The following is a 19,617-nucleotide window of genomic DNA, read 5'->3' on the forward strand; positions in this document are numbered from 1 at the left end:
ATATAAAAAGCAATGACTAGAATAGCAAATGTTGTGTTGTGAAGAGAAAAGTCGTGCGATCGCTCAAGAAATTCTTACTCAGTAGTAATTCCTACTTGCCTCTACGTAAAAATACTCTTATCATCATTTCTAAGGCTGCGGCTCAACGCCGTAACCTTCTCAGAACTCGACAAGACCTTAGCACCGCTGATAGGTGCAGACACACCTACCAACGGCTAACGCACAGGATTCGCAAGCAATCCCGGACGCTAAGGGTAAAGATAACCTCTAGCCACCCCGATTTGCACGTCATTTCTGTGGATGGCTAAGGATTTGTGAGTTCTGGGTTTCCTTGAACACCTTACCCACGGAATCCCAGAATCACTATGTTTACCCCCACTTCTCAGGGCGCTTTTGCGTCCACATTTTCCGATGCATCAAAGCCGCCGACTCAGCGGCCCGTTGCCCAGGCCGAACCTGTCCGCCATACGCTGTCTGGTAGCCTCGCCGCCGTACAGTCCACCATCAAGCTGTTGTATAAACTCGGCTACGCCACCCCAACCGACTGGAGCCAACCGCAGCCAACTGGTCGGCATAACGAATTTATCTCTGTTCTAAAACGGAGAACAACTGTGAGATAGCAGTCTTGCTTCTATGCAATCTTGCTTCTATGCAGCAGGGGTTCCACTGTCTCATTGGAAACCTCTGCTTGTAAAAAAATCGGGATGGCGGGATTCGAACCCACGGCCCCCTCGTCCCGAACGAGGTGCGCTACCAAACTGCGCCACATCCCGTTTATGTGCATGACTGCGCTGAAGCATTGTAAAGCATTTTTCTAGAGGGCGGAAGTACAGGTTTAGAAAGCGTTAAATAGGACTCAATCGTCTGCTCTGCTGCTGGCCTTACTTTACGCTGTCCTCATATCGCTGGTGTTTTTGGCGTGTCGTCGGTACACTGCTGTGGGTAAGGCTTTGAGTGCAAACTAGCCCTACTCGTTCGACGTTATCTTTGCTATCGGATAGACCCCTCATGGCTGCTGTTTCTCCCTCGACTTTTGTTGGTAAAGAAATCAAGTTTGGAACGGATGGTTGGCGCGGCGTGATGGCAGCTGATTTTACGTTTGACCGGGTGGGAAAGGTGGCGGCGCTGGCGGCACAGGTCTTAGAAAAGACGTATGGCAGCAATGGCAGTAAGACGGTGATTGTGGGCTATGACCGTCGGTTTTTATCAGCAGATTTTGCCCGGTATGCGGCAGAGGCGATCGCGGCGGCTGGGTATGAGGTAATGCTCTCAGAATGCTTCGCACCAACTCCCGCGTTTAGCTGGGCGGCGTTTGATCAAAAGGCACTAGGGGCGATTGTGATTACGGCGAGCCACAACCCGGCGGTGTATAACGGGCTGAAGGTGAAGAGCGCGTTTGGCGGATCGGTGCCGCCGGAGGTGACGAAGCAAGTAGAGACGATGCTAGACCAGGACGCGCCTGGGGCAAAGATGTCTGGGGCAGAGACGCCGGGTAAGATTACGCCGTTTGACCCCTGGCCTAGCTATTGCACAGCGCTGCAATCGATGGTGGATATTGAGGCGATACGTACGGCGGTGGATGAAGGCCGATTGACCGTGTTTTCTGAGGTGATGCATGGCGCAGCGGCGACGGGAGTAGGGCGGCTGCTAGAGCGGGAGATCAATGAAATTGATAGCGAGGCCGATCCGCTGTTTGCCGGGGGCGCGCCGGAGCCGCTGCCGAAGTATATTCCGAATTTGTTTGAGGCGATTGAGAATAAGAAGAATGCTGGACTGACAGTCGGACTAATTTTTGACGGGGATAGCGATCGCATTGCCGGAATGGATGGAAATGCCAACTTCCTCAGCTCTCAGGTTTTGATTCCGATCTTGATGGAGCACTTAACTCAGCGCCGAGGAATGACAGGCGAGGTCGTTAAGACTATCAGCGGCTCGAATCTATTTCCAGCGCTGGCCAAACTATATGAGCTGCCGCTGTATGAGACGCCGATTGGCTACAAATACATTGCCGATCGGATGCTAGATGCCGATGTTTTAATCGGCGGAGAAGAATCTGGTGGGATTGGCTACGGTCACCACATTCCTGAAAGAGATGCTTTGCTGTCGGCGCTTTATTTATTAGAGGCGGTGGTTCAAAGTGGAAAAGATTTCGGCGAGTTGAACGATTCACTTAGAGAACAAACTGGATTTAGCGCTGCGTATGATCGGATTGATTTGCCGCTGGCCAATATGGAAGTTAGGGCAAAGCTGTTAGAAGCTCTGCAGTCGAGCACGCCTGAAGCGATCGCTGGCAAGAAAGTAGAGAGCTGTCTGACGATTGACGGCTACAAGTTTAATCTAGAAGATAATAGCTGGTTGCTGATTCGCTTTTCTGGAACAGAACCGGTACTAAGGCTTTACTCTGAAGCGGGTTCGATCGAAAGAGTTCATGAAATTTTGGCCTGGGCGAAGGACTGGGCAAATTCTGTTAGTTAGATCAGGCGCTGTTGTCTGTTGCGCGCGGTGCCTGGCTCAAGTGATCAGATAAAAGCTGTATTGTAAAAGCTGTATTGAGCCATCGAGCAAAACTAGCTACCATAGAATGAGGTTTTGCGCTAAGTGCGAACTCTATAGATTAAAAAGATAGAAAACATTCATGGTCGCCGCGAAAGATAAGCTGCCACAGTTGACCCCAGAAGAGTACTTTGTCTGGGAGGAAAAGCAGCTCGCAAAGCATGAGTATATTGGTGGTGAAGTCTATGCAATGAGCGGCGGCAGTGTCAATCACGGACGTATCGCGGTCAGATTTACGAGCTTGTTTGACAATCATCTAGACAGTGGCGATTGTATAACGGGTAATTCCGACATTAGAGTGAATATCGCTGCTACGTCAGACTACACCTACCCAGATGCAAGCGTAACCTGCGACAAACGCGATCAGGCAACCGCTCAATACATCACCTATCCCTGCCTGATTGTTGAAGTTTTGTCTGATAGTACAGAAGCCTATGATCGAGGAGGCAAGTTTAGACTCTATCGAAACAACCCGGCGCTACAAGATTATTTACTAGTCAGTACTCATCGAATCGAGATGGATTTGTATCATAAAAACGACATAGGTGACTGGATTATTCGCAATTACAAAGAAGGAGATAGTATTGAGCTAGCAAGCATCGATCTAAGCTTCCCGATCGAACAGGTTTATCGGGGACTGGTGCTTACGCCAGAGAATGCTTCATCGTTTTGAGTTGTAGCCTTGAGTTATAGTCTTGAATCATCGTCTTGAGTCATCGTCTTGAGTCATCGTCTTGAGTAGTAGAGATGGGCTGAGGACATAGTTTTAGCTATCTTGCATAGTCGAACAAAAGCTTAACGACTAGAGCTGTGGTTACGGCCACAAAGATAGGTTTGATTAGTTTGGCTCCTTTCTTCGTGGCGAAAGTAGCGCCTAAGAAAGACCCGATCATGACTCCAGCCGCGCCGCATAGCCCTTTGGTATAGTCAATGTTGCCACCAAAGGCAAAGGTAACTAGGGCCGTTGCATTGGCAAGGAAGTTGAGAATTTTGGTTGTGCCCGTGGCTCGTAGAAAGTTGATAGGCCAAAGCAAAAGCAAGGAAAACACGAGAAATACGCCCGTACCAGGGCCGAATAATCCGTTGTGAAAACCGATGGCGCTACCTGCTAGTACGCTCCATACGGTACGTCTACGAACTTGACTGTGAACTTTATTTTGAGAGGTTGCTGACGTAGATTTAGGACGCGATTCGTCAATTCCAAACTCAGGTTTAAGCACAACAAACAAGGTAATTGCCACCATCAGCGCAATCACCACGGGCTCGGCCCAGTCAGTTGGCAATAGGCTGATACTGCGACTGCCCAGATAAGCGCCGACCACAACAGGAATGCTCATGAGAGCGCAGGCTCGCCAGCTAACCTGTCTGCTCTGAGCAAACTTAAGAGAGCTGGTCAGAGCACCAAAGGTGCCGCAGAGTTTGTTGGTAGCGATCGCACCCCCCACTGGCAGCCCCGTAAACAACAATCCCGGCAGCATAATTAGACCACCGCCCCCGGCGATCGCATCGACAAAGCCAGCGACTAGCCCCACCCCAAACACCACCAGCAAGATCATCCGCAGTTCCTTAAGTCAAGCTTTTGATCATAGGGCATCAGGCGTTAGACCGAGCGCTATAGATCAGGCTCTACACCCAATGCCTTGAGCTGCGATCGCAGTCTTTCAGTTTGTGATTTAGCTACCTGCGCTTCTGACTGAGCTTGCTCTGCCTCTAACTGGGCTTGCTCTGCCTCTAACTGGGCTCGCTCTGCCTCTGTTAGCGCTGCTGCGGCTGCTTCTTGCGGGGTCGGGACTAGATCGCCGTTTTCAAAGAAGTAGCGCAAATTGCTTTGATAGACGCCAAAGGAAAGTCCTAATACTTCGCTCCAAAGATGCCCGTTACGGTCAGCGGCGATGGGTTCGTATTGACGATTGACTAAGCGATAGCCTTCAAATTCAAGCGTTTCTGGAGAAAACCAGAAGTATTCAGGCGTTCTGAATCTATCTTGATACAGCACTTTCTTCAGGTTTCTATCGACCTTGGCCGTTGAGTCAGACAATAGCTCAATAATGAGTTCGGGGTATTGGCCGCCTTCTTCCCAGACCACCCAAGATTTGCGAGGACGCTTTTCGGTAGGGGTTGCTAGGAAAAAGTCTGGCCCGCGAAAATCTTTATTTTTGAGCTGTTCTCGGCTGAAGTAAACAGTGAGATTTGCGCCGATGAAAAAGTCGTCGCGATCACGCCACAGCCATTCCAGACAAGAGACTAGCAGTGCCAGTTGGAGGTAGTGTAAAGAACTTTCCATTTCTGGCTCGTTGCTCTCTAGTTCGGTCGCATCTGGCATCAGGTTTGCCAGCTCTTGAGCCGTAATTGACATGGTGGGCTCTCTCCTACGTCGAAAGCGCGAGACCGCTATATTCTAGCGCTTTTGATGGATATCGCTTTTGCTGTGAGGCTATTTCTATAGTTGTCCGAGCATATCGTGCAAAATATTGCCTAGTACCCGTATCCCGTGCTCTGTCTTTTCTGGCGGTAGAGAAAAGTTTAGTCGCAGAGCCGGATAGCCCTGATTTTTCGGGAAGAAGGCCGCGCCTGACCCGACTAGCACTTTGCGCTTAGCAGCGGCATGACACAGAGGCTGAAGGGTGATCGCATTGGGCAATTGAATCCACAAGAAGGTGCCGCCTTCAGGAACAGTCCAGGTTGCGCTTGGTGGAAAATGACGGATCAGTGACTGGACCATATAGTCTCGGCGATCGCGATGCATCCGTTTAATCTGAGCGAGTCGCCGTCGGTAGTGACCTGAGGCTAGATACTCTTTCACAATGGCCTGAGACGCAGCAGATACGTGAAAGTCGTGCAGCAGCTTGCGTTCAACAATGGCTTGACGCTCATCTCCGGTGACGGCCATATAGCCTACTCGCAACCCTGGCATTAATGCTTTGGAGAAGGTGCCGACGTAGACCACGCTACCGCTTTGATCAAACGCTTTAATAGGTGGCGGAGTCGTGTCAAAGCTCAACGGCTCGTAGGCATTGTCTTCTATCACCGAGCAGCTATATTCTTCAGCTAGCGCCAGCAGCCTTCTTCGATGTTCAATAGAAGTGGTAATCCCAGTCGGGTTGTGTAGGGTGCTGATTGTATAGATTAGCTTGGGTCGATGGCTTTCCAGGTATTGGGCTAATAGAGCCAGATTCATACCGTCGGCAGTCATCGGAATGCCAATGATCTGAGCCTGGCGCTGCTGAAAGACCGAAAGCATACCGTGATAAGTAGGCGCTTCTACAATTACCCGATCCCCTGGCATCAGATACTGATGTGTTAGCAAAGAGAGAGACTGCATGGAGCCGTTAGTGATGATTAGATTCTCAGCAGTAATCTCTAAACCCTGCTGTAAGAGAATTTGAGCAATCTGCCTTCTCAGATCGAGATTGCCCTGAGGGTCGCCAGGATGGTAGAAGGTAGCGGCTTCTTTCATCGCGCGACGAGCGATACGCTGGAGGTCTGCAAGGGCAATAGGCTGTGGAAAGCCAAGGCCAAAGTCGATGTAGTCTGGATGGTTGTGAGATCCAAGAGAAGCTGAGTAGATGCTGGGAAAATCGTTGATGTCCTGTGTTGGCAGGATGACTTGCTGAGCAGGATTGAATGTGGCAGTAGGCGGGTCGGGCTGAGGATGTTGACCGAACGCGATCACAGCGCTTTGCTCTTTTCTTTGAGTAGCTGAAGAGGGCAAATGACCGCTGGTAATGAAGTATCCAGCACCCTGCCTAGCCTGAACCAAACCGTCGGCCTCTAGAACGCTGTAGGCTTCGATGACGGTGAGCTTGTTGACCTGCGTGGTTTGAGCCAGGGCACGGATAGAGGGAAGCTGGCTGTTAGGCGGCAGATGCCCGGTATGGATAAGGTGATGGATGCGATCGCGTATCTGCAAGTAGATTGGCTGTTTGGCTTGGCGATCGAGAGGAATCTTCATCGGCTTATGATCGGCATACGAGCAGCACTAGCACTAGCCTATCAAAATGCTAGAAGTCACCGCTGGTACAGTTATCAGAACTTTAGCTAGTACAGTGTCAAAAAGTCGTCAGCATCGCGAACTGTACTAGTCAAATCGGACAGATCTGTACCTTCCAACAGCAGCCACTGGCTGGCGATAGTGAGGCTGTTGATTGCTATTGCACAACCATGATAAATTCTGCCCACGATTCAGAGTTTGACTCTCAAGCCTATTTAGGAGCTGGTCTTGAAGAAGCCAGTTCCAAAGAAACTAGTCTAGAATCCGAATTTCAGCGCATCGTTAGTCGCCAACAGAGCAGACCGTTTGCGACAAAACAACAAACCTGGTCAAATCACCCGTTAAAGGCGATCTGGGCTCGGACTGGCCAATATCTTGTAGATTTCCTCACGGGCCAGCAGTCGCTATCTATTCGACAGCAGACAACAACAACAGGTGAGTTACAGTGGATAATCTATGATCCTGTGACCCAGACTCGCCTGTCATTTTCCTCGGAACAGGCTGTGCGCGTATGGTTAGAAGAGCGTTCAGCTAGCTGAGTGTTTAAACAAATAAGAGTATTTGAATGAGTAGTGAAGTTATTGTGGCGCTGTGTCTGTTTGCGATCGCCACTTCGATTACCCCTGGCCCCAACAACATCATGCTGCTGGCATCCGGCGTCAATTTTGGCTTTCGGCGGACCCTGCCTCACACTGTAGGAATATCGGGGGGGCTTTTCGCTTTACTCATTTCTATGGGGCTAGGATTAGGCTTTTTGTTCACGACTTTCCCGGCCCTACAGCTAGTGCTAAAGATTATCGGATCGATCTACATGCTCTATCTAGCAGGGCGAATTGCGACTAGCCGCTCGCTGACTTCAAACAAGACCAGCAAAGAAGAGAAGGCCAAAGATCAGGCGCAAAAAGAAACTCAGCCGCTCAATGTAGTAGAGGCGGCGCTGTTCCAGTGGGTGAATCCGAAGGTTTGGGTGATGGCCATCTCTGGAATATCTCTATACACCAGCTCGCAGCAGCCAGTTAGATCCACAGTCATAGTCGCTGTTCTGTTCTCTTTGCTCAACTGGCCGTGCGTTTGTAGCTGGGCGGTCTTTGGTAGTGCGCTGCGTGGTTTTCTATCAGATCCTATTCGGCTACGATGGTTTAATGTGGCGATGGGCGCACTGCTCGCTGCTAGCGTTGTTTTATTGTTGAAATAATCGATTGCACATCACGGTTTACATATGATTGAAGTCGCTTGCGTAGGAAGAGATTAAACAAAATGTCGCTAAAGATTCTCCAAGTAGATGCGTTTACCAATCGACCTTTTGCGGGTAATCCGGCGGCTGTATGCGTGATGGATACGCCGATAGAAGCGGACTTGATGCAGGCGATCGCAGCCGAAATGAATCTCTCTGAAACGGCTTTTCTCTGGCCGTTAGAAGGAGCAACAGAAGGCGGCTACAGCCTGCGGTGGTTCACCCCAGCAACAGAAGTCGATCTGTGTGGTCATGCGACGCTTGCTAGTGCTCATGTGCTGTGGAGTGAAGGCTATCTAAAGCCGGAAGAGACGGCTCGTTTTAGTACCAAAAGCGGCTGGCTGAGCGCCGCAAAGAAAGAAGATTGGATTGAACTAGACTTTCCAGCCCAGCCCGTGACCGTCACCTCATATGTTGCGCCAGCGCTGATCAAATCGCTTTGCTGTGGCGGCAATATCCGCACGGTTGCCAAAAACGAGGTCAACTATCTGATCGAACTTCAGTCCGAGACAGTATTGCGATCGCTAGAACCGGACTTCGCCCAGATCAAGAAACTGCCCCTCCACGGCATTATTGTCACAGCGCCTGCCGATAGCGACGAGTACGATTTTGTCAGTCGCTATTTTGCGCCCGCTGTCGGCATCAACGAAGATCCGGTGACCGGCTCTGCCCACACTTCACTCGCCCCCTACTGGCAAGAGAAACTAGGGAAATCTAATATGCTCGCTCAGCAGCTGTCAGCCAGAGGCGGTATTATTCGCGTGCATTGCAAGCTACCCAATAGCAACACGGCACCCACCGATAGCGAGAATCGAATCCTCATTAGCGGCCAGGCTATCACTATATTGCAAGGAGATTTGATGATACGGTAGCGGCGAAGATCACGATATCACACCCAACTGCTTCATCAGGGCCAGCAGATTACAGTCATACCACCATTCTGAAATCCTGCCGCCTGTAATTTTCAGCATTGTGAAGTCACTGATCTCAGCGACCTTTCCTGTCGGGGGAATGCCTAGAAACTCTCCAGTATGTGTTCCCCTCAGCACTGTGCGATACACGACCTTATCATCCTCGGCAACAACACTTTCTAAGGTGTGTTCAATGTTTGGAAAACCTTCAAACAAGGCTGAATTAAAGATTTTATTATCACCTAGTCCGACAATGGGCTCTGGCTCACTATTAAAGTGATAGGTGACGTCAGGAGTCATCAACTCGTCCCAAACGGTCTGCCACCCTAGACAAGTTCCCCATCCCTGGTTCATAAAGCGAAGGGCGATCGCCTTGTTTTGTTCTACAGACATAGCAATTATGTTCCTAAAGACTTTTCTCTACAGCCATCAGTATCGAAAATTTAGCTGGCTATTGTCTTCTAAGAAACAGGGCTATTTTTCAACGTTCTTGCTACTGACGCAAAAATGCTGTAGGCGTGAGACCAACAAGGCGCTTAAAGTGATAGTTGAGATGACTCTGGCTAGAAAAGCCTACCAGGTGAGAGATCTCTGCGATGGTAAACCTCCTGGTAAGAAGCAGTGCCTTAGTGCGCTTTACGCGACAGCGAATGTGATATTGATGAGGGGCAATACCTGTAGAGCGCTTGAATGAGCGGGCAAAGTGAGACGGGCTGAGCCGAACGATGTTTGATAGTTCTGCTAGGCTCAAGTCTTGATCTAGGTTGTCGTTGATATAATCAGTCACTTGTTTTAGCTGACGGGATGAGAGCTGGCCTACTTTTTGATGAGGGCATAGCCCACGACTAGAATATTTGTACACTAGGTGGGTGGCCAAGGCTGTGGCTAGGGTGTCAGCGTATAGCTTGCTGCCAGCCGACTGAGTTACAAGAACATCTTGCAAGGCGATCGCGATCTGAAAAACCACCGGATCATGAGGAATTGATTGTGGCAGCAGCTCAATCGACTCTTGCTGATAGAGGGTTGAGCCAATTTCATTAAGCAGCATTGGTTCAAGATAGAGCTGTAGGAATTTAGCGTCTTGATGCCACTGAAACGTTTGCCAAAGATGAGCAGGATAGATGCTGATGTCACCTGCGACCGAATTCCCTATCTCTGACTTGCCGTCTATGGTTTGTTCTAGTGTGACAGGCTCACCCGCATTAATGCAAACAATATGGTAAGGAGCAACATGCTCTGGAATACAGTAGGGTGGCTGCTCGAAAAGCGCCAGCTGAATACTATCCCAATTAGCTTGTGCGCTACACAGGCTGGGTGGGTGTGGTAGATCAAATAGGCTTTCTGTCAGTGTGCTTGGCGTGTGTTCAGACGAGGTCATACTAAGTCTGTCAGCGACGAAAAGAGGACACTATAAGGAATATATTGTAAGACACACAGCATACCTGCAACCTCAAGTCCGTTTCAAGATATACATATTTGCGGGTCAAGACGCGATAGATGTAGAGTTACTAATTCGCGGTCTGTAGCTACACTGCCATGTCTTTCAAAGCGTATGATCCTGGTGACTTTTACGATGAGCTCTTCACAGCGACTGGTGCGCCGCGCAGTGCAGCGGCGTTGCTGATTGAACGCATTGAGTCTGTGCCCATAGACAGCCTGATTTTGCGCCAGCAGGCCGCCCAAAATACGCTTTTTAAGATGGGTGTGACGTTCAATGTATATGGCGATGAGCAAGGAGCCGAAAAGGTTTTCCCCTTTGATGTGGTGCCTCGTATTATCACCGGAAAAGATTGGAACTGGCTAGAAGAGGGATTGCAGCAGCGAATTACTGCGCTCAATTGTTTTCTAGATGATATTTATAACGATCAAAGAATTATTAAAGACGGTGTGATTCCAAGAGAGACGGTTGAATCGGCGTCTGGATTTTTGCCCCCCTGTATGGGACTAAAGCCGCCTGGCGGGGTGTGGTGTCATATTACGGGAACCGATCTGGTGCGCGATCGTCAGGGCAGCTGGTATGTGTTAGAAGATAACCTTCGCTGTCCGTCGGGTGTCTCGTACGTGCTCGAAAATCGGACGGTGATGAAAAGCTCATTCCCTAGCCTGTTTGAAGCGCTAGATATCAAAGCGGTTGACGACTATCCTTCACAGCTACTCGGCACCCTAAGAGCGCTCGCACCTGACTACATCAGCAATCCAACTGTTGTTTTACTAACGCCGGGCTCGTTTAACTCAGCCTATTTCGAGCATTCTTTCCTGGCTCAGCAGATGGGCATCACCCTAGTCGAAGGGCCTGATCTAGTCGTAGATGACGGCTATGTCAAAATGCGGACGACCAGAGGGCTGTGCAAAGTAGACGTGATCTATCGCCGCATTGACGACGACTTTATCGATCCTCAGGTGTTTCGTCCTGATTCTATGCTGGGCGTGCCAGGATTGATGGAGGTGTATCGAAAAGGCAGAGTGGCGATCGCCAACGCCCCCGGTACGGGCATTGCCGACGACAAGCTCGTCTATGCCTATGTTCCGCAGATGATTAAGTACTATCTGAATGAAGAACAGATTATTCCAAACGTGCCCACCTACTTTTGTGAAGATCAAAAGCAACAGTCGCACGTTCTGGCCAATCTAGATTCTTTGGTGGTAAAAGCAACAGATGCCTCTGGTGGCTACGGTATGCTGATTGGCCCCCAGTCTTCTAAAGAAGAACAGCAGCAGTTCGCTCATAAGATCAAGAACAATCCGAGAGGATATATCGCTCAGCCGACGCTGTGCCTCTCTAGAGTGCCGACTTTGATCAATCAGTCATTTCAGGGGCGGCATGTCGATTTGCGCCCCTTTATTCTGTACGGTAAAGGCAGCGTTCCTTATGTAAATCCGGGCGGACTGACTAGAGTCGCGCTACGGGAAGGCTCGCTGGTGGTGAATTCATCGCAGGGCGGCGGTAGTAAAGATACTTGGGTCATGAATCAGGAGTGAATAATTATGCTAAGCCGGGTCGCAGATTCTATTTATTGGCTTAATCGCTATATCGAGCGGGCTGAAAACGTTGCTCGCTTCGTTGAGGTGAATCTCAACCTATTGATGGATAATCCAGTGGGCGTGACGCAGCAATGGGAGCCTTTAATCGCGGTGACAGGCGATCGCACGCTCTTTCAAGAACGCTACGGCGAGACAACTTCGACCCACGTTCTCAACTTTCTGACGTTTGATACCCAATCGCCAAACTCAATTATCTCTTGCGTCCGGTCGGCCAGAGAAAATGCTAGATCGGTACGCGAAACCATCTCATCAGAAATGTGGCAGCAGATCAACACTTTCTATCTGATGGTTGAGGACGCTGCCAAGAACAGACCTGAAGATATTCGCGAGATTCATAATTTCTACGAAGATGTTAAGCTGGCTAGCCACCGCTTTGTTGGGGTGATGAATGCCACTTCGTCCTGGAATGAAAGCTGGCACTTTGGCCGACTAGGCCGACTGTTAGAGCGAGCTGATAAAACTAGCCGAATTCTAGATGTGAAATACTTTTTACTGCTGCCTTCTGTAAAAGCAGTCGGTTCACCGTTGGACAATTTGCAGTGGATTTCGCTGCTAAAGTCGGCAAGCGCTTATGAGATGTATCGCAAAGTAGAACAGGAGCTAACGCCTGCTAACGTAGCTCGTTTTCTAATCTTTAATCCTCAGTTTCCCCGCTCAATCAAGTTCTGCTTGCGGCACGCGGAGAGATCTTTAGAAAGCATTATCGGGCCGAGTTCAGATATCTCTTTTTCTAGTCAAAGAGAATTAGGTAAGCTAAGAGCCGAGATTGAGTATGTCACCTTTGAAGAGATCTTCTCGCTAGGACTGCATGAGTTTCTAGATGGACTGCAATTGAGATTAAATCAGGTCGGCGATCGCGTCCACGCAGACTTTATTGCTGTTCCACCTTCTGTTCAACAATCTTCTGATGGGGGCAGCTCTGATACAACACAACCAGAAAATTCTAGTCAAATGAATCAAGCGACTTCACCTGTTCTTCGCCAATCAAACGGCCAAATAGCTAACCAGACAGCTAGTCAGCTTACCGCCACCGCCGCAGAGTAGTCTTCTATGCGCTATCAAATTACTCATACCACTCACTACCAGTACAGCAGCGCGGTTAGCCTTAATCATCACATTCTTAGACTTTGCCCTCGCAGTGACGGAACTCAATGGCTACGTCAGTTCGATCTCACCATCGACCCAGCCCCTAGTCACCAAACTTACTTTCTAGACATTCACGGTAATACCTGCTTGCGCGTCGCCTTTGATATGCCTATTACAAATTGGAAAATCCAAACGACTAGCGAAGTGAGTACAACCAGAGAAAATCCTTTTGACTACCTAGCTGAGCCCTGGGCGGTGCAGTTTCCGCTCGACTATCCTAGCTCGCTGGCGCTACAGCTACAGCCCTATTTGGCTAGACCGATGGGAGCAGGCGTGGGGGATGCGATCGCGCCCGAAGTCATTCAGCTAGCTCAATCTATTCGTCAGGAAGTCGGCGATAATATCGGCTATTTTCTCACTCGTCTAGCGCAGCAAATTCCCAGCCAGTGCAGCTATCAGCAGCGCCTAGAGGGCATGCCCTACCCGGCGGCGCTCACGCTGCAAAAGCAAGTAGGCACCTGCCGAGACTTTACCGTGCTGTTCATGGCAGTTTGTCAGGCAGTGGGATTGGCCGCTAGGTTTGTCAGTGGCTACCAAGAAGGTGATTTGGAAAAATCAGGAGAGAAATCAAGCGCAGAAGATCTATCACATGACCTACATGCGTGGGCGGAAGTGTACGTGCCGGGGGGCGGCTGGCGAGGATTCGATCCAACTTTGGGGCTAGCGGTGAGCGATCGGCATATTGCGATCGCTGCTGCTGTCGATCCAGAGCAAGCTGCCCCAGTTTCCGGCAGTTTAAATCAAGGAGAAAGTACAAGACAGTTAGTAGAAACAACCCTTGATACCAATATCTGTCTGAGGCCAAGCTAACGGTTTCACTCAATCGCCCGCTGCCTCACCCGTTGACTCGCATTCGGAGCCCTTTAGTCCGGCTCGTGAACAACCATGACAGAACAGGTCGCATGATGGACGACATAGTTGCTGACGCTGCCTAAGAGCATTTCACTCAGACCCTTGCGACCGTGACTGCCAACAACAATCAAATCCGCTTGCCAAGCGCTACCCAGTTTGCAAATCACCCGCCCCGCAGACCCCAACTCCTGAGCAAATTCAGTAGATATTCCGGCAGCTTTGGCCTTTTCTGCAAAGTCCTCTAGCAGTTTGAGGCCGTCCGTTTTTAGCTGGCCGTATTGTTCTTGATATTCTCTCCAATCCACATCGGTGTAAGGAGAGAACATCAGGCTGTCATCTCTTTCTAGCGCTAAAACATTCAGCAGCTTTAGTTCTGACTGCGTGGCCTGTGCCAAGCTGACTGCTTGCTCGAAGACGCTCTGACAGGTATCGCCGTAGTCCAGTGCAGTCAAAATCTTTTGGATCATCTCACTTATTCCCTCTAGAATCTACTTTCAATAAAACTCAGGAGCTGCGTTCAACAAGATTCACTGAGCGGCACCCATCGAAAAACCCTATCGACTAGACGAGAGCGTTTGATGCTGTGGATCTACTCGATTGACAAAGATGGCAAAGGGCAGCATCGGCAGCATCGGCAATAGACAAATTAACCACTGCGCCCAGCTTAAAGGCGCTGTTTCAAACAGCGTATTCATCAAAGACCACTGGCTGAAGATTACTTGCAAGGCGATCGCACCCCCAATACCCAAGAGCAGAAAAGGCGCATTAGTTATCGAGACAGAGCGATCGCGCAGCCACGCCAGCAAATTAGCACCTAGCTGGCTAATACTTAATAGATAAACAATTCGAGCCGCGACCAAAGCTTGAATTGCCATCGTCCGGGCAACAACAACATCGTCAAAGGTGATTTTTGCCCACTCGAACATGCCAAAGATCAAAATCCAGTTAAACAAAGACACCAGCAGAATACGCTTGAGTAGTAACCCGGTAATCAGCGGTTCTTGCGGGTTTCGTGGCGGCTGTTGCATCGAATACTTTGACTTTGGCTCAAACGCTAGCGGCACCGTCATCGTCAGGGAATTAATCATGTTTAGCCAGAGGACTTGCAGCGATAGAATCGGCAACGCTCTAGCCAAGAGCACGCTGATTAAAATAGTCATCGACTCACCGCCGTTAACTGGCAGCAGAAACGCGATCGCCTTCCGCAGATTTCGATAGACCGTTCGCCCTTCTTCGACTGCCGCCTCGATAGAGGCAAAGTTGTCGTCGGTCAAAAGCATATCTGCCGCTTCTCTAGCCACTTCGGTGCCGCCTTTGCCCATCGCGATGCCGATATCTGCCTGCTTGAGAGCCGGGGCGTCATTCACTCCGTCCCCCGTCATCGCCACAATCTCTCCCTGTGATTGGAGCGCCTCGACTAGTCTCAGCTTTTGGGCGGGGGCGACCCTCGCAAAAACGTCGCCCGCTTCGACTGTTCTAGCTAGCTCATCGTCTGGCATGGGCACTAGGGCACGTCCTTCAAAAGCCAGCACCTCATTAGTTTGTTGAATATTCATCCGTTGGGCAATGGCCCGAGCCGTTGAAATATGATCGCCTGTGATCATCTTGATGCGGATACCCGCGTTGCGACAGGCTTGAACAGCTGCGATCGCCTCTGGTCGCGGCGGATCAATCATGCCCTGCAAGCCCAAAAACACCAGATCTGTTTCAATATCTTCATGCTCGATTGCATGCACGTGAGCGCCTACTTGCTTGTAAGCAAACGCTAAAACTCTCAAAGCCTGCGCCGTCATTGCTTCAACCGCTTCAACAATCGACGACTGGTTCAGCGGAACAATGTCTCCTTGAGTATCTACCATCTGGCTACAGCGACTCAAAATGGCTTCGACCGAGCCTTTGATATAGATCATCCGAGAATCGGCATCGTGCAGCGTCGCCATGTACTGATACTGAGACTCAAAGGGGATAGAGTCTAAGCGAGGATTGCGGGCAGTGAGCCCAGATTGGGTCAGCTCTGCCTTGACAGCCACCGCTAGCAAAGCACCTTCCGTCGGATCGCCCACTACAGACCACTGCTCGTCTTCATGCTTGAGCTGAGCATCATTGCACAGCACCCCCGCCGTCAGACAAGTTTGCAGCGTCTTGGGCAAGTCGCCCTCGAACGAGTGCTCTAGATTGCCGTCCTTGCCATCTTTTAAAAGAACAATCTCTCCCTTGGGGCCGTAGCCGCTGCCGCTCACTCGGTAGTGCTGCTCGCCCGTATAAACTGCCTGCACGGTCATTTGATTTTCGGTCAGCGTGCCTGTCTTATCAGAACAAATCACGGTCGCACTGCCCAACGCCTCAACCGCAGGCAGCTTGCGAACAATGGCATTGCGCTGAGCCATCCGATTAACCCCAATTGCCAGAGTGATGGTAACTACCGCCGGTAAGCCTTCTGGAATGGCACTCACCGCCAGCGCCACCACCGCTTCAAACATATAGACCCAAGATTCGTCTTGCCCTAGCCCGATAGCAAAAGTCAGCGTCGCCACGGTCAAAATGGCATAGAGCAGCAGCCGACTGAACTTGGCAAACTTACGGGTCAGCGGCGTACTCAGATTGACACTATCTCCCATCGACTGCGAGATCTGACCGACTTCAGTAGCTTCCGCCGTCGCGACCACTACGCCCCGTCCCTGGCCAAATGTCACAAAACTACCGGCATAGGCCATATTTATCCGCTCTGCTAGCGGCGTATCAGCCGATAGGGGCGGCACAGACTTTTCAACCGGCAGAGATTCTCCGGTCAGCGCTGACTCATCTACTTGCAAGCTGCGCGTTTTGAACAATCTCAAGTCAGCGGGCACTTTATCACCCGAACTCAGCAGCACCACATCGCCGACAACTAAGTCTCGCGAGGGTACCTGCAGCGTTTGCCTATCGCGAAGAACAGTCGCTTCTGTGGTTACCGCCTTGGATAGGGAGGCGATCGCATCTTCTGCTTTGGCTTCTTGCACATAGCCAATTACAGCATTGAGAACCGTCACTCCCCAAATGACGCCTGCATTCGTCCAAGATCCTAGAAAGGCTTTGACCGCGCCCGCCATCAACAAAATATAGAGCAGCGGCTGATGAAACTGCAGTAAGAATCGCCACCAGGCAGGCTTTCCGGGGATGACAGGCAGCTCATTCCAACCGTCAGTTTCATAGCGCTTTGCGACCTTTTCTGCGCTCAAGCCGTTTTCTATATCACTATTCAGGCGCTCTACAATTTCAGTAACATCATCCTGAAACGGCAAGAACGGTAACTCGCGTTTTCCTTTGACTTCTGGCATGGCAGAAAGCCTCTCGCTTACCTTCGTCAGATCGATGTTAGCAAACGTGAGAGAGACTCGTGCCTTACTTTTTTGTGTTCAAAGTTGTCATCCCTGATATCGCTCTATATCTCTCATAGAGTTTGTTGTTTTCAGGAATTTTCAGACGCAAAGACAGCAGCAGTATACCAGTGAGTACTGTCAATGCTAGACATCGCATCTCACACAAGATAGCCTATACATGACACCTCAAAAATGCTATAACGCAGTCGTTATAGCAGTTACAGCCATCAGCCCTTATGTGGATGAGACAGTACTAATCGTCGAACTAAAGATATCAGCCTTTATCCAACAGTTAAACCAATACACAATTATTTCTATGATCAGCATTGGTTTGAAAATTTCAAGCTGAGCGGGCCTAGATTCGCTCAATCCGCTAGCCGTTAATCTTCTTGAATTTCTACTCGATTCCAGGCAATTTCTGGTAGATGGCTAGAGGCTTCCGCCAGCGCTCGCTCCCAATACTCACGAATCTTATCTAGATAGGGATCGTCATCTTGTAAGCGAACGCGATTGCGAATTTCTAAGGCATCTGTTTCATAGAGCACCATGTCGATAGGCGGCCCTACCGAGATATTAGAGCGCATTGTTGAATCTAGAGAAAGCAAGGCCGTCTTTGCGGCTCTTTCTAGTGATGACTCGTAGCTGATTGTTCTATCGAGTATTGGTTTACCGTACTTGGTTTCTCCAATCTGTAGAAAAGGCGTTTCTGGCGTCGCTTCAATAAAGTTTCCCTGGCTATACACTAGATAAATGCCTGGCTCTTCTCCGGCTACTTGTCCACCGACAATAAATGTACTTTGGTAGTCGATCCCATCTTTCTCTAACCAGGTTCGCTCTTTGTCTTGAATCGTGCGTAGCTTTTGGCCAATATAGCTAGCGACGTCGTGCAAAGAAGGCAGAGAATATAAACTATCTACGCCTTCAGTCGCTGAGTCGATATCTTGGTGAATGCTGTGTAGTACGGCCTGAGAGGTGGAAAGGCTGCCGGCAGTGCAAAGGACAATGACGCGATCGCCTGGCACTGAAAAGTCAAACAGCTTTTGATAAGAGGAGATGTAGTCTACTCCAGCATTGGTTCTAGAGTCGGCTGCAAATACCAGACCCTTCTCTACTCTGACACCTAGACAATAGGTCATAATTTTCTACAGCAGATATACAACCCACAGACATTATCAGAAGCCAACCTCTTTACGCTGATACCACAGACAGAGATTGATTGACTAAGACTAGGCGCAGCTTCTCAACCTATAGACGCTGTTGTATCGTCATATCCAATTCTACAAGTAGCATGCTACAGCGCCGCTCAAAGGTAACCCCTAGGCAAGCTAGAAGGACTTTCCTGAAAAAAGGCTTTGAACCGTATGTCAACTCGAATTGTTAGTTTAGGTGTGGGCCTGATGCTACTCACCAATGCACTATCTAATGCACTATCTGCGAGTGCCGTACCCCTGCTGGCGGTGCGACCGGATCTGCCCATGCCATCTTCTCTGCCAGGACTAGTGTCACGGCGCGTACAGCTAGATCTAGGCCGACAGCTAAATGTTCCTTTCCACACAATTGAGATTGAGGAGGCGACGGTACAAACTTGGCCAGACCAGTGCCTAGGACTAAACCGACCTAACGAGCGCTGTGTGGGTGACGAGGTCAAGGGGTGGGAGATAGCAGTCAGTAGCGAGCAGCGGCGGTGGGTGTATCGGAGCGATCGCACTGCCAACCGCCTCCGCCTAGAATCCCTGCCAAATTTCTCTAATCAACTCAGCCAGCAGCTGCTCGAAACCGCCGCCAAAGACACGCAGCAGCCAGCCACGAGTCTCCAAATTCTAGATATACAGCCTGTCGTCTGGGACAGCGGCTGCCTAGGCATCAGTACACCTGATGTGGCTTGCACACAGGCGCAGGTACCAGGATTTAGAGCTATCGTGGCCAATGGACCTAGAGCAAACTTAGGATATGCGAGTGAAGAGCCTGGCCCGACGGAGTGGATCTATCATCTGAGTGAGGACGGTTCACAGATTGTTCAAAATACTGTAGCAAGTGAGACTAAGGCTTATGTGGGAACCTTTTTCTCTAATCTAGAGGTCGTAATGCCTGCTTCTAGTCCGTTCAATTCTCGAATTGTCTTTCAGTCCATAGCCTATAGTTTTGTTGATGGTACAACATATTTCAGGACGCTTACTGCCGATGGTGAAGTTTGGATTGAAATGAGAGACACTCGAAGCAACCAGCTTATTGAGACAATAATGCTCCGCCCGGTGTCAGTAGACGAAGTTGCCGATTTCGAGAAACTTCTAACTCAGCAGCAGTTCTCCGACTTTGACCATATCCACTACATCAACGAAAATCCGATGTCGGCTATAGATGGAGCCGAGTTTATTATCGCTTCTAGAACAACTGTTGGGATAAGTGCTGGTGAAAGGGGCTTACCTGACAACCTGCAAGCAGTCGTCAAAGCTTGGAGAACAATCGCACCCTTATAGCATGTGCTCAAGCCTGCCGCTGCACTGAGATTATCAGAGATACGCTCGATGC

The 19,617-nt window shown here is 49.9% G+C and carries 18 protein-coding genes and 1 tRNA gene; 10 read left to right on the forward strand and 9 right to left on the reverse strand.

Annotated elements, in window-relative coordinates; genetic code table 11:
• Window positions 1-365 precede the first annotated feature (365 nt).
• Complete coding sequence (locus IQ256_RS13075; protein ID WP_193855988.1) at window positions 366-620, forward strand: hypothetical protein; 255 nt, start codon at window positions 366-368, stop codon at window positions 618-620.
• A 79-nt stretch (window positions 621-699) separates the two neighbouring features.
• Here IQ256_RS13075 and IQ256_RS13080 read toward each other — a convergent pair.
• Window positions 700-773: transfer RNA gene (locus IQ256_RS13080), tRNA-Pro, on the reverse strand.
• A gap of 235 nt (window positions 774-1,008) precedes the next feature.
• Here IQ256_RS13080 and IQ256_RS13085 point away from each other — a divergent pair.
• Window positions 1,009-2,475, forward strand: coding sequence for a phosphoglucomutase/phosphomannomutase family protein (locus IQ256_RS13085; RefSeq protein ID WP_193855989.1), 1,467 nt, complete (start codon window positions 1,009-1,011; stop codon window positions 2,473-2,475).
• Between the two features lie 160 nt (window positions 2,476-2,635).
• Window positions 2,636-3,226, forward strand: a complete 591-nt coding sequence (locus tag IQ256_RS13090) for a Uma2 family endonuclease (protein ID WP_193855990.1) — start codon at window positions 2,636-2,638, stop codon at window positions 3,224-3,226.
• A gap of 97 nt (window positions 3,227-3,323) precedes the next feature.
• Here the strand turns inward: IQ256_RS13090 and IQ256_RS13095 are convergent, their stop codons facing one another.
• From IQ256_RS13095 to IQ256_RS13105, 3 genes are all read right to left on the reverse strand, one after another.
• Window positions 3,324-4,109, reverse strand: a complete 786-nt coding sequence (locus tag IQ256_RS13095) for a TSUP family transporter (RefSeq protein WP_193855991.1) — start codon at window positions 4,107-4,109, stop codon at window positions 3,324-3,326.
• Between the two features lie 56 nt (window positions 4,110-4,165).
• Window positions 4,166-4,909 carry a Uma2 family endonuclease gene (locus tag IQ256_RS13100; protein ID WP_193855992.1) on the reverse strand — a complete coding sequence of 248 codons (744 nt, stop codon included), beginning with the start codon at window positions 4,907-4,909 and terminating at the stop codon, window positions 4,166-4,168.
• 84 nt (window positions 4,910-4,993) lie between these two features.
• Complete coding sequence (locus tag IQ256_RS13105; RefSeq protein ID WP_193855993.1) at window positions 4,994-6,505, reverse strand: PLP-dependent aminotransferase family protein; 1,512 nt, start codon at window positions 6,503-6,505, stop codon at window positions 4,994-4,996.
• A 209-nt stretch (window positions 6,506-6,714) separates the two neighbouring features.
• Here IQ256_RS13105 and IQ256_RS13110 point away from each other — a divergent pair, with 209 nt between their 5' ends.
• The 3 genes from IQ256_RS13110 (at window position 6,715) to IQ256_RS13120 (ending at window position 8,650) form a co-directional block, all read left to right on the forward strand.
• Window positions 6,715-7,083 carry a hypothetical protein gene (locus tag IQ256_RS13110; RefSeq protein WP_193855994.1) on the forward strand — a complete coding sequence of 123 codons (369 nt, stop codon included), beginning with the start codon at window positions 6,715-6,717 and terminating at the stop codon, window positions 7,081-7,083.
• Window positions 7,084-7,109: 26 nt separating this feature from the next.
• Window positions 7,110-7,739 carry a LysE family translocator gene (locus tag IQ256_RS13115; RefSeq protein ID WP_193855995.1) on the forward strand — a complete coding sequence of 210 codons (630 nt, stop codon included), beginning with the start codon at window positions 7,110-7,112 and terminating at the stop codon, window positions 7,737-7,739.
• 62 nt (window positions 7,740-7,801) lie between these two features.
• Window positions 7,802-8,650 (forward strand): PhzF family phenazine biosynthesis protein, encoded by an 849-nt coding sequence (locus tag IQ256_RS13120; protein ID WP_193855996.1) that lies wholly within the window; start codon window positions 7,802-7,804, stop codon window positions 8,648-8,650.
• 9 nt (window positions 8,651-8,659) lie between these two features.
• Here the strand turns inward: IQ256_RS13120 and IQ256_RS13125 are convergent, their stop codons facing one another.
• Together IQ256_RS13125 and IQ256_RS13130 are read right to left on the reverse strand one after the other, a co-directional pair.
• Window positions 8,660-9,082: an ester cyclase gene (locus IQ256_RS13125; RefSeq protein WP_193855997.1), complete on the reverse strand. Its 423-nt coding sequence runs from the start codon at window positions 9,080-9,082 to the stop codon at window positions 8,660-8,662.
• A 100-nt stretch (window positions 9,083-9,182) separates the two neighbouring features.
• Window positions 9,183-10,067, reverse strand: coding sequence for a helix-turn-helix domain-containing protein (locus IQ256_RS13130; protein WP_193855998.1), 885 nt, complete (start codon window positions 10,065-10,067; stop codon window positions 9,183-9,185).
• A 158-nt stretch (window positions 10,068-10,225) separates the two neighbouring features.
• Here IQ256_RS13130 and IQ256_RS13135 point away from each other — a divergent pair, with 158 nt between their 5' ends.
• Genes IQ256_RS13135 through IQ256_RS13145 form a run of 3 tightly spaced genes read left to right on the forward strand, consistent with a single transcriptional unit; the run spans window position 10,226 to window position 13,687 of the window.
• Entirely contained in the window at window positions 10,226-11,668 is a 1,443-nt protein-coding gene (locus tag IQ256_RS13135) for a circularly permuted type 2 ATP-grasp protein (RefSeq protein ID WP_193855999.1), read from the forward strand.
• A gap of 6 nt (window positions 11,669-11,674) precedes the next feature.
• Window positions 11,675-12,775 carry an alpha-E domain-containing protein gene (locus IQ256_RS13140; RefSeq protein ID WP_193856000.1) on the forward strand — a complete coding sequence of 367 codons (1,101 nt, stop codon included), beginning with the start codon at window positions 11,675-11,677 and terminating at the stop codon, window positions 12,773-12,775.
• A 6-nt stretch (window positions 12,776-12,781) separates the two neighbouring features.
• Window positions 12,782-13,687 carry a transglutaminase family protein gene (locus IQ256_RS13145; RefSeq protein WP_193856001.1) on the forward strand — a complete coding sequence of 302 codons (906 nt, stop codon included), beginning with the start codon at window positions 12,782-12,784 and terminating at the stop codon, window positions 13,685-13,687.
• 53 nt (window positions 13,688-13,740) lie between these two features.
• Here the strand turns inward: IQ256_RS13145 and IQ256_RS13150 are convergent, their stop codons facing one another.
• The 3 genes from IQ256_RS13150 to IQ256_RS13160 form a co-directional block, all read right to left on the reverse strand.
• Window positions 13,741-14,196 (reverse strand): universal stress protein, encoded by a 456-nt coding sequence (locus IQ256_RS13150; RefSeq protein ID WP_193856002.1) that lies wholly within the window; start codon window positions 14,194-14,196, stop codon window positions 13,741-13,743.
• A gap of 87 nt (window positions 14,197-14,283) precedes the next feature.
• Window positions 14,284-17,046: a cation-transporting P-type ATPase gene (locus tag IQ256_RS13155; protein ID WP_193856003.1), complete on the reverse strand. Its 2,763-nt coding sequence runs from the start codon at window positions 17,044-17,046 to the stop codon at window positions 14,284-14,286.
• Window positions 17,047-17,468: 422 nt separating this feature from the next.
• Window positions 17,469-18,224, reverse strand: a complete 756-nt coding sequence (locus tag IQ256_RS13160; RefSeq protein ID WP_193856004.1) for a proteasome-type protease — start codon at window positions 18,222-18,224, stop codon at window positions 17,469-17,471.
• Window positions 18,225-18,449: 225 nt separating this feature from the next.
• Here IQ256_RS13160 and IQ256_RS13165 point away from each other — a divergent pair, with 225 nt between their 5' ends.
• Window positions 18,450-19,565 carry a hypothetical protein gene (locus IQ256_RS13165; protein ID WP_193856005.1) on the forward strand — a complete coding sequence of 372 codons (1,116 nt, stop codon included), beginning with the start codon at window positions 18,450-18,452 and terminating at the stop codon, window positions 19,563-19,565.
• Window positions 19,566-19,617: the final 52 nt, after the last annotated feature.

Origin of the sequence: cf. Phormidesmis sp. LEGE 11477 (assembly GCF_015207105.1) — a bacterium.
In the GTDB taxonomy this organism is placed as follows: domain Bacteria; phylum Cyanobacteriota; class Cyanobacteriia; order Phormidesmidales; family Phormidesmidaceae; genus Phormidesmis.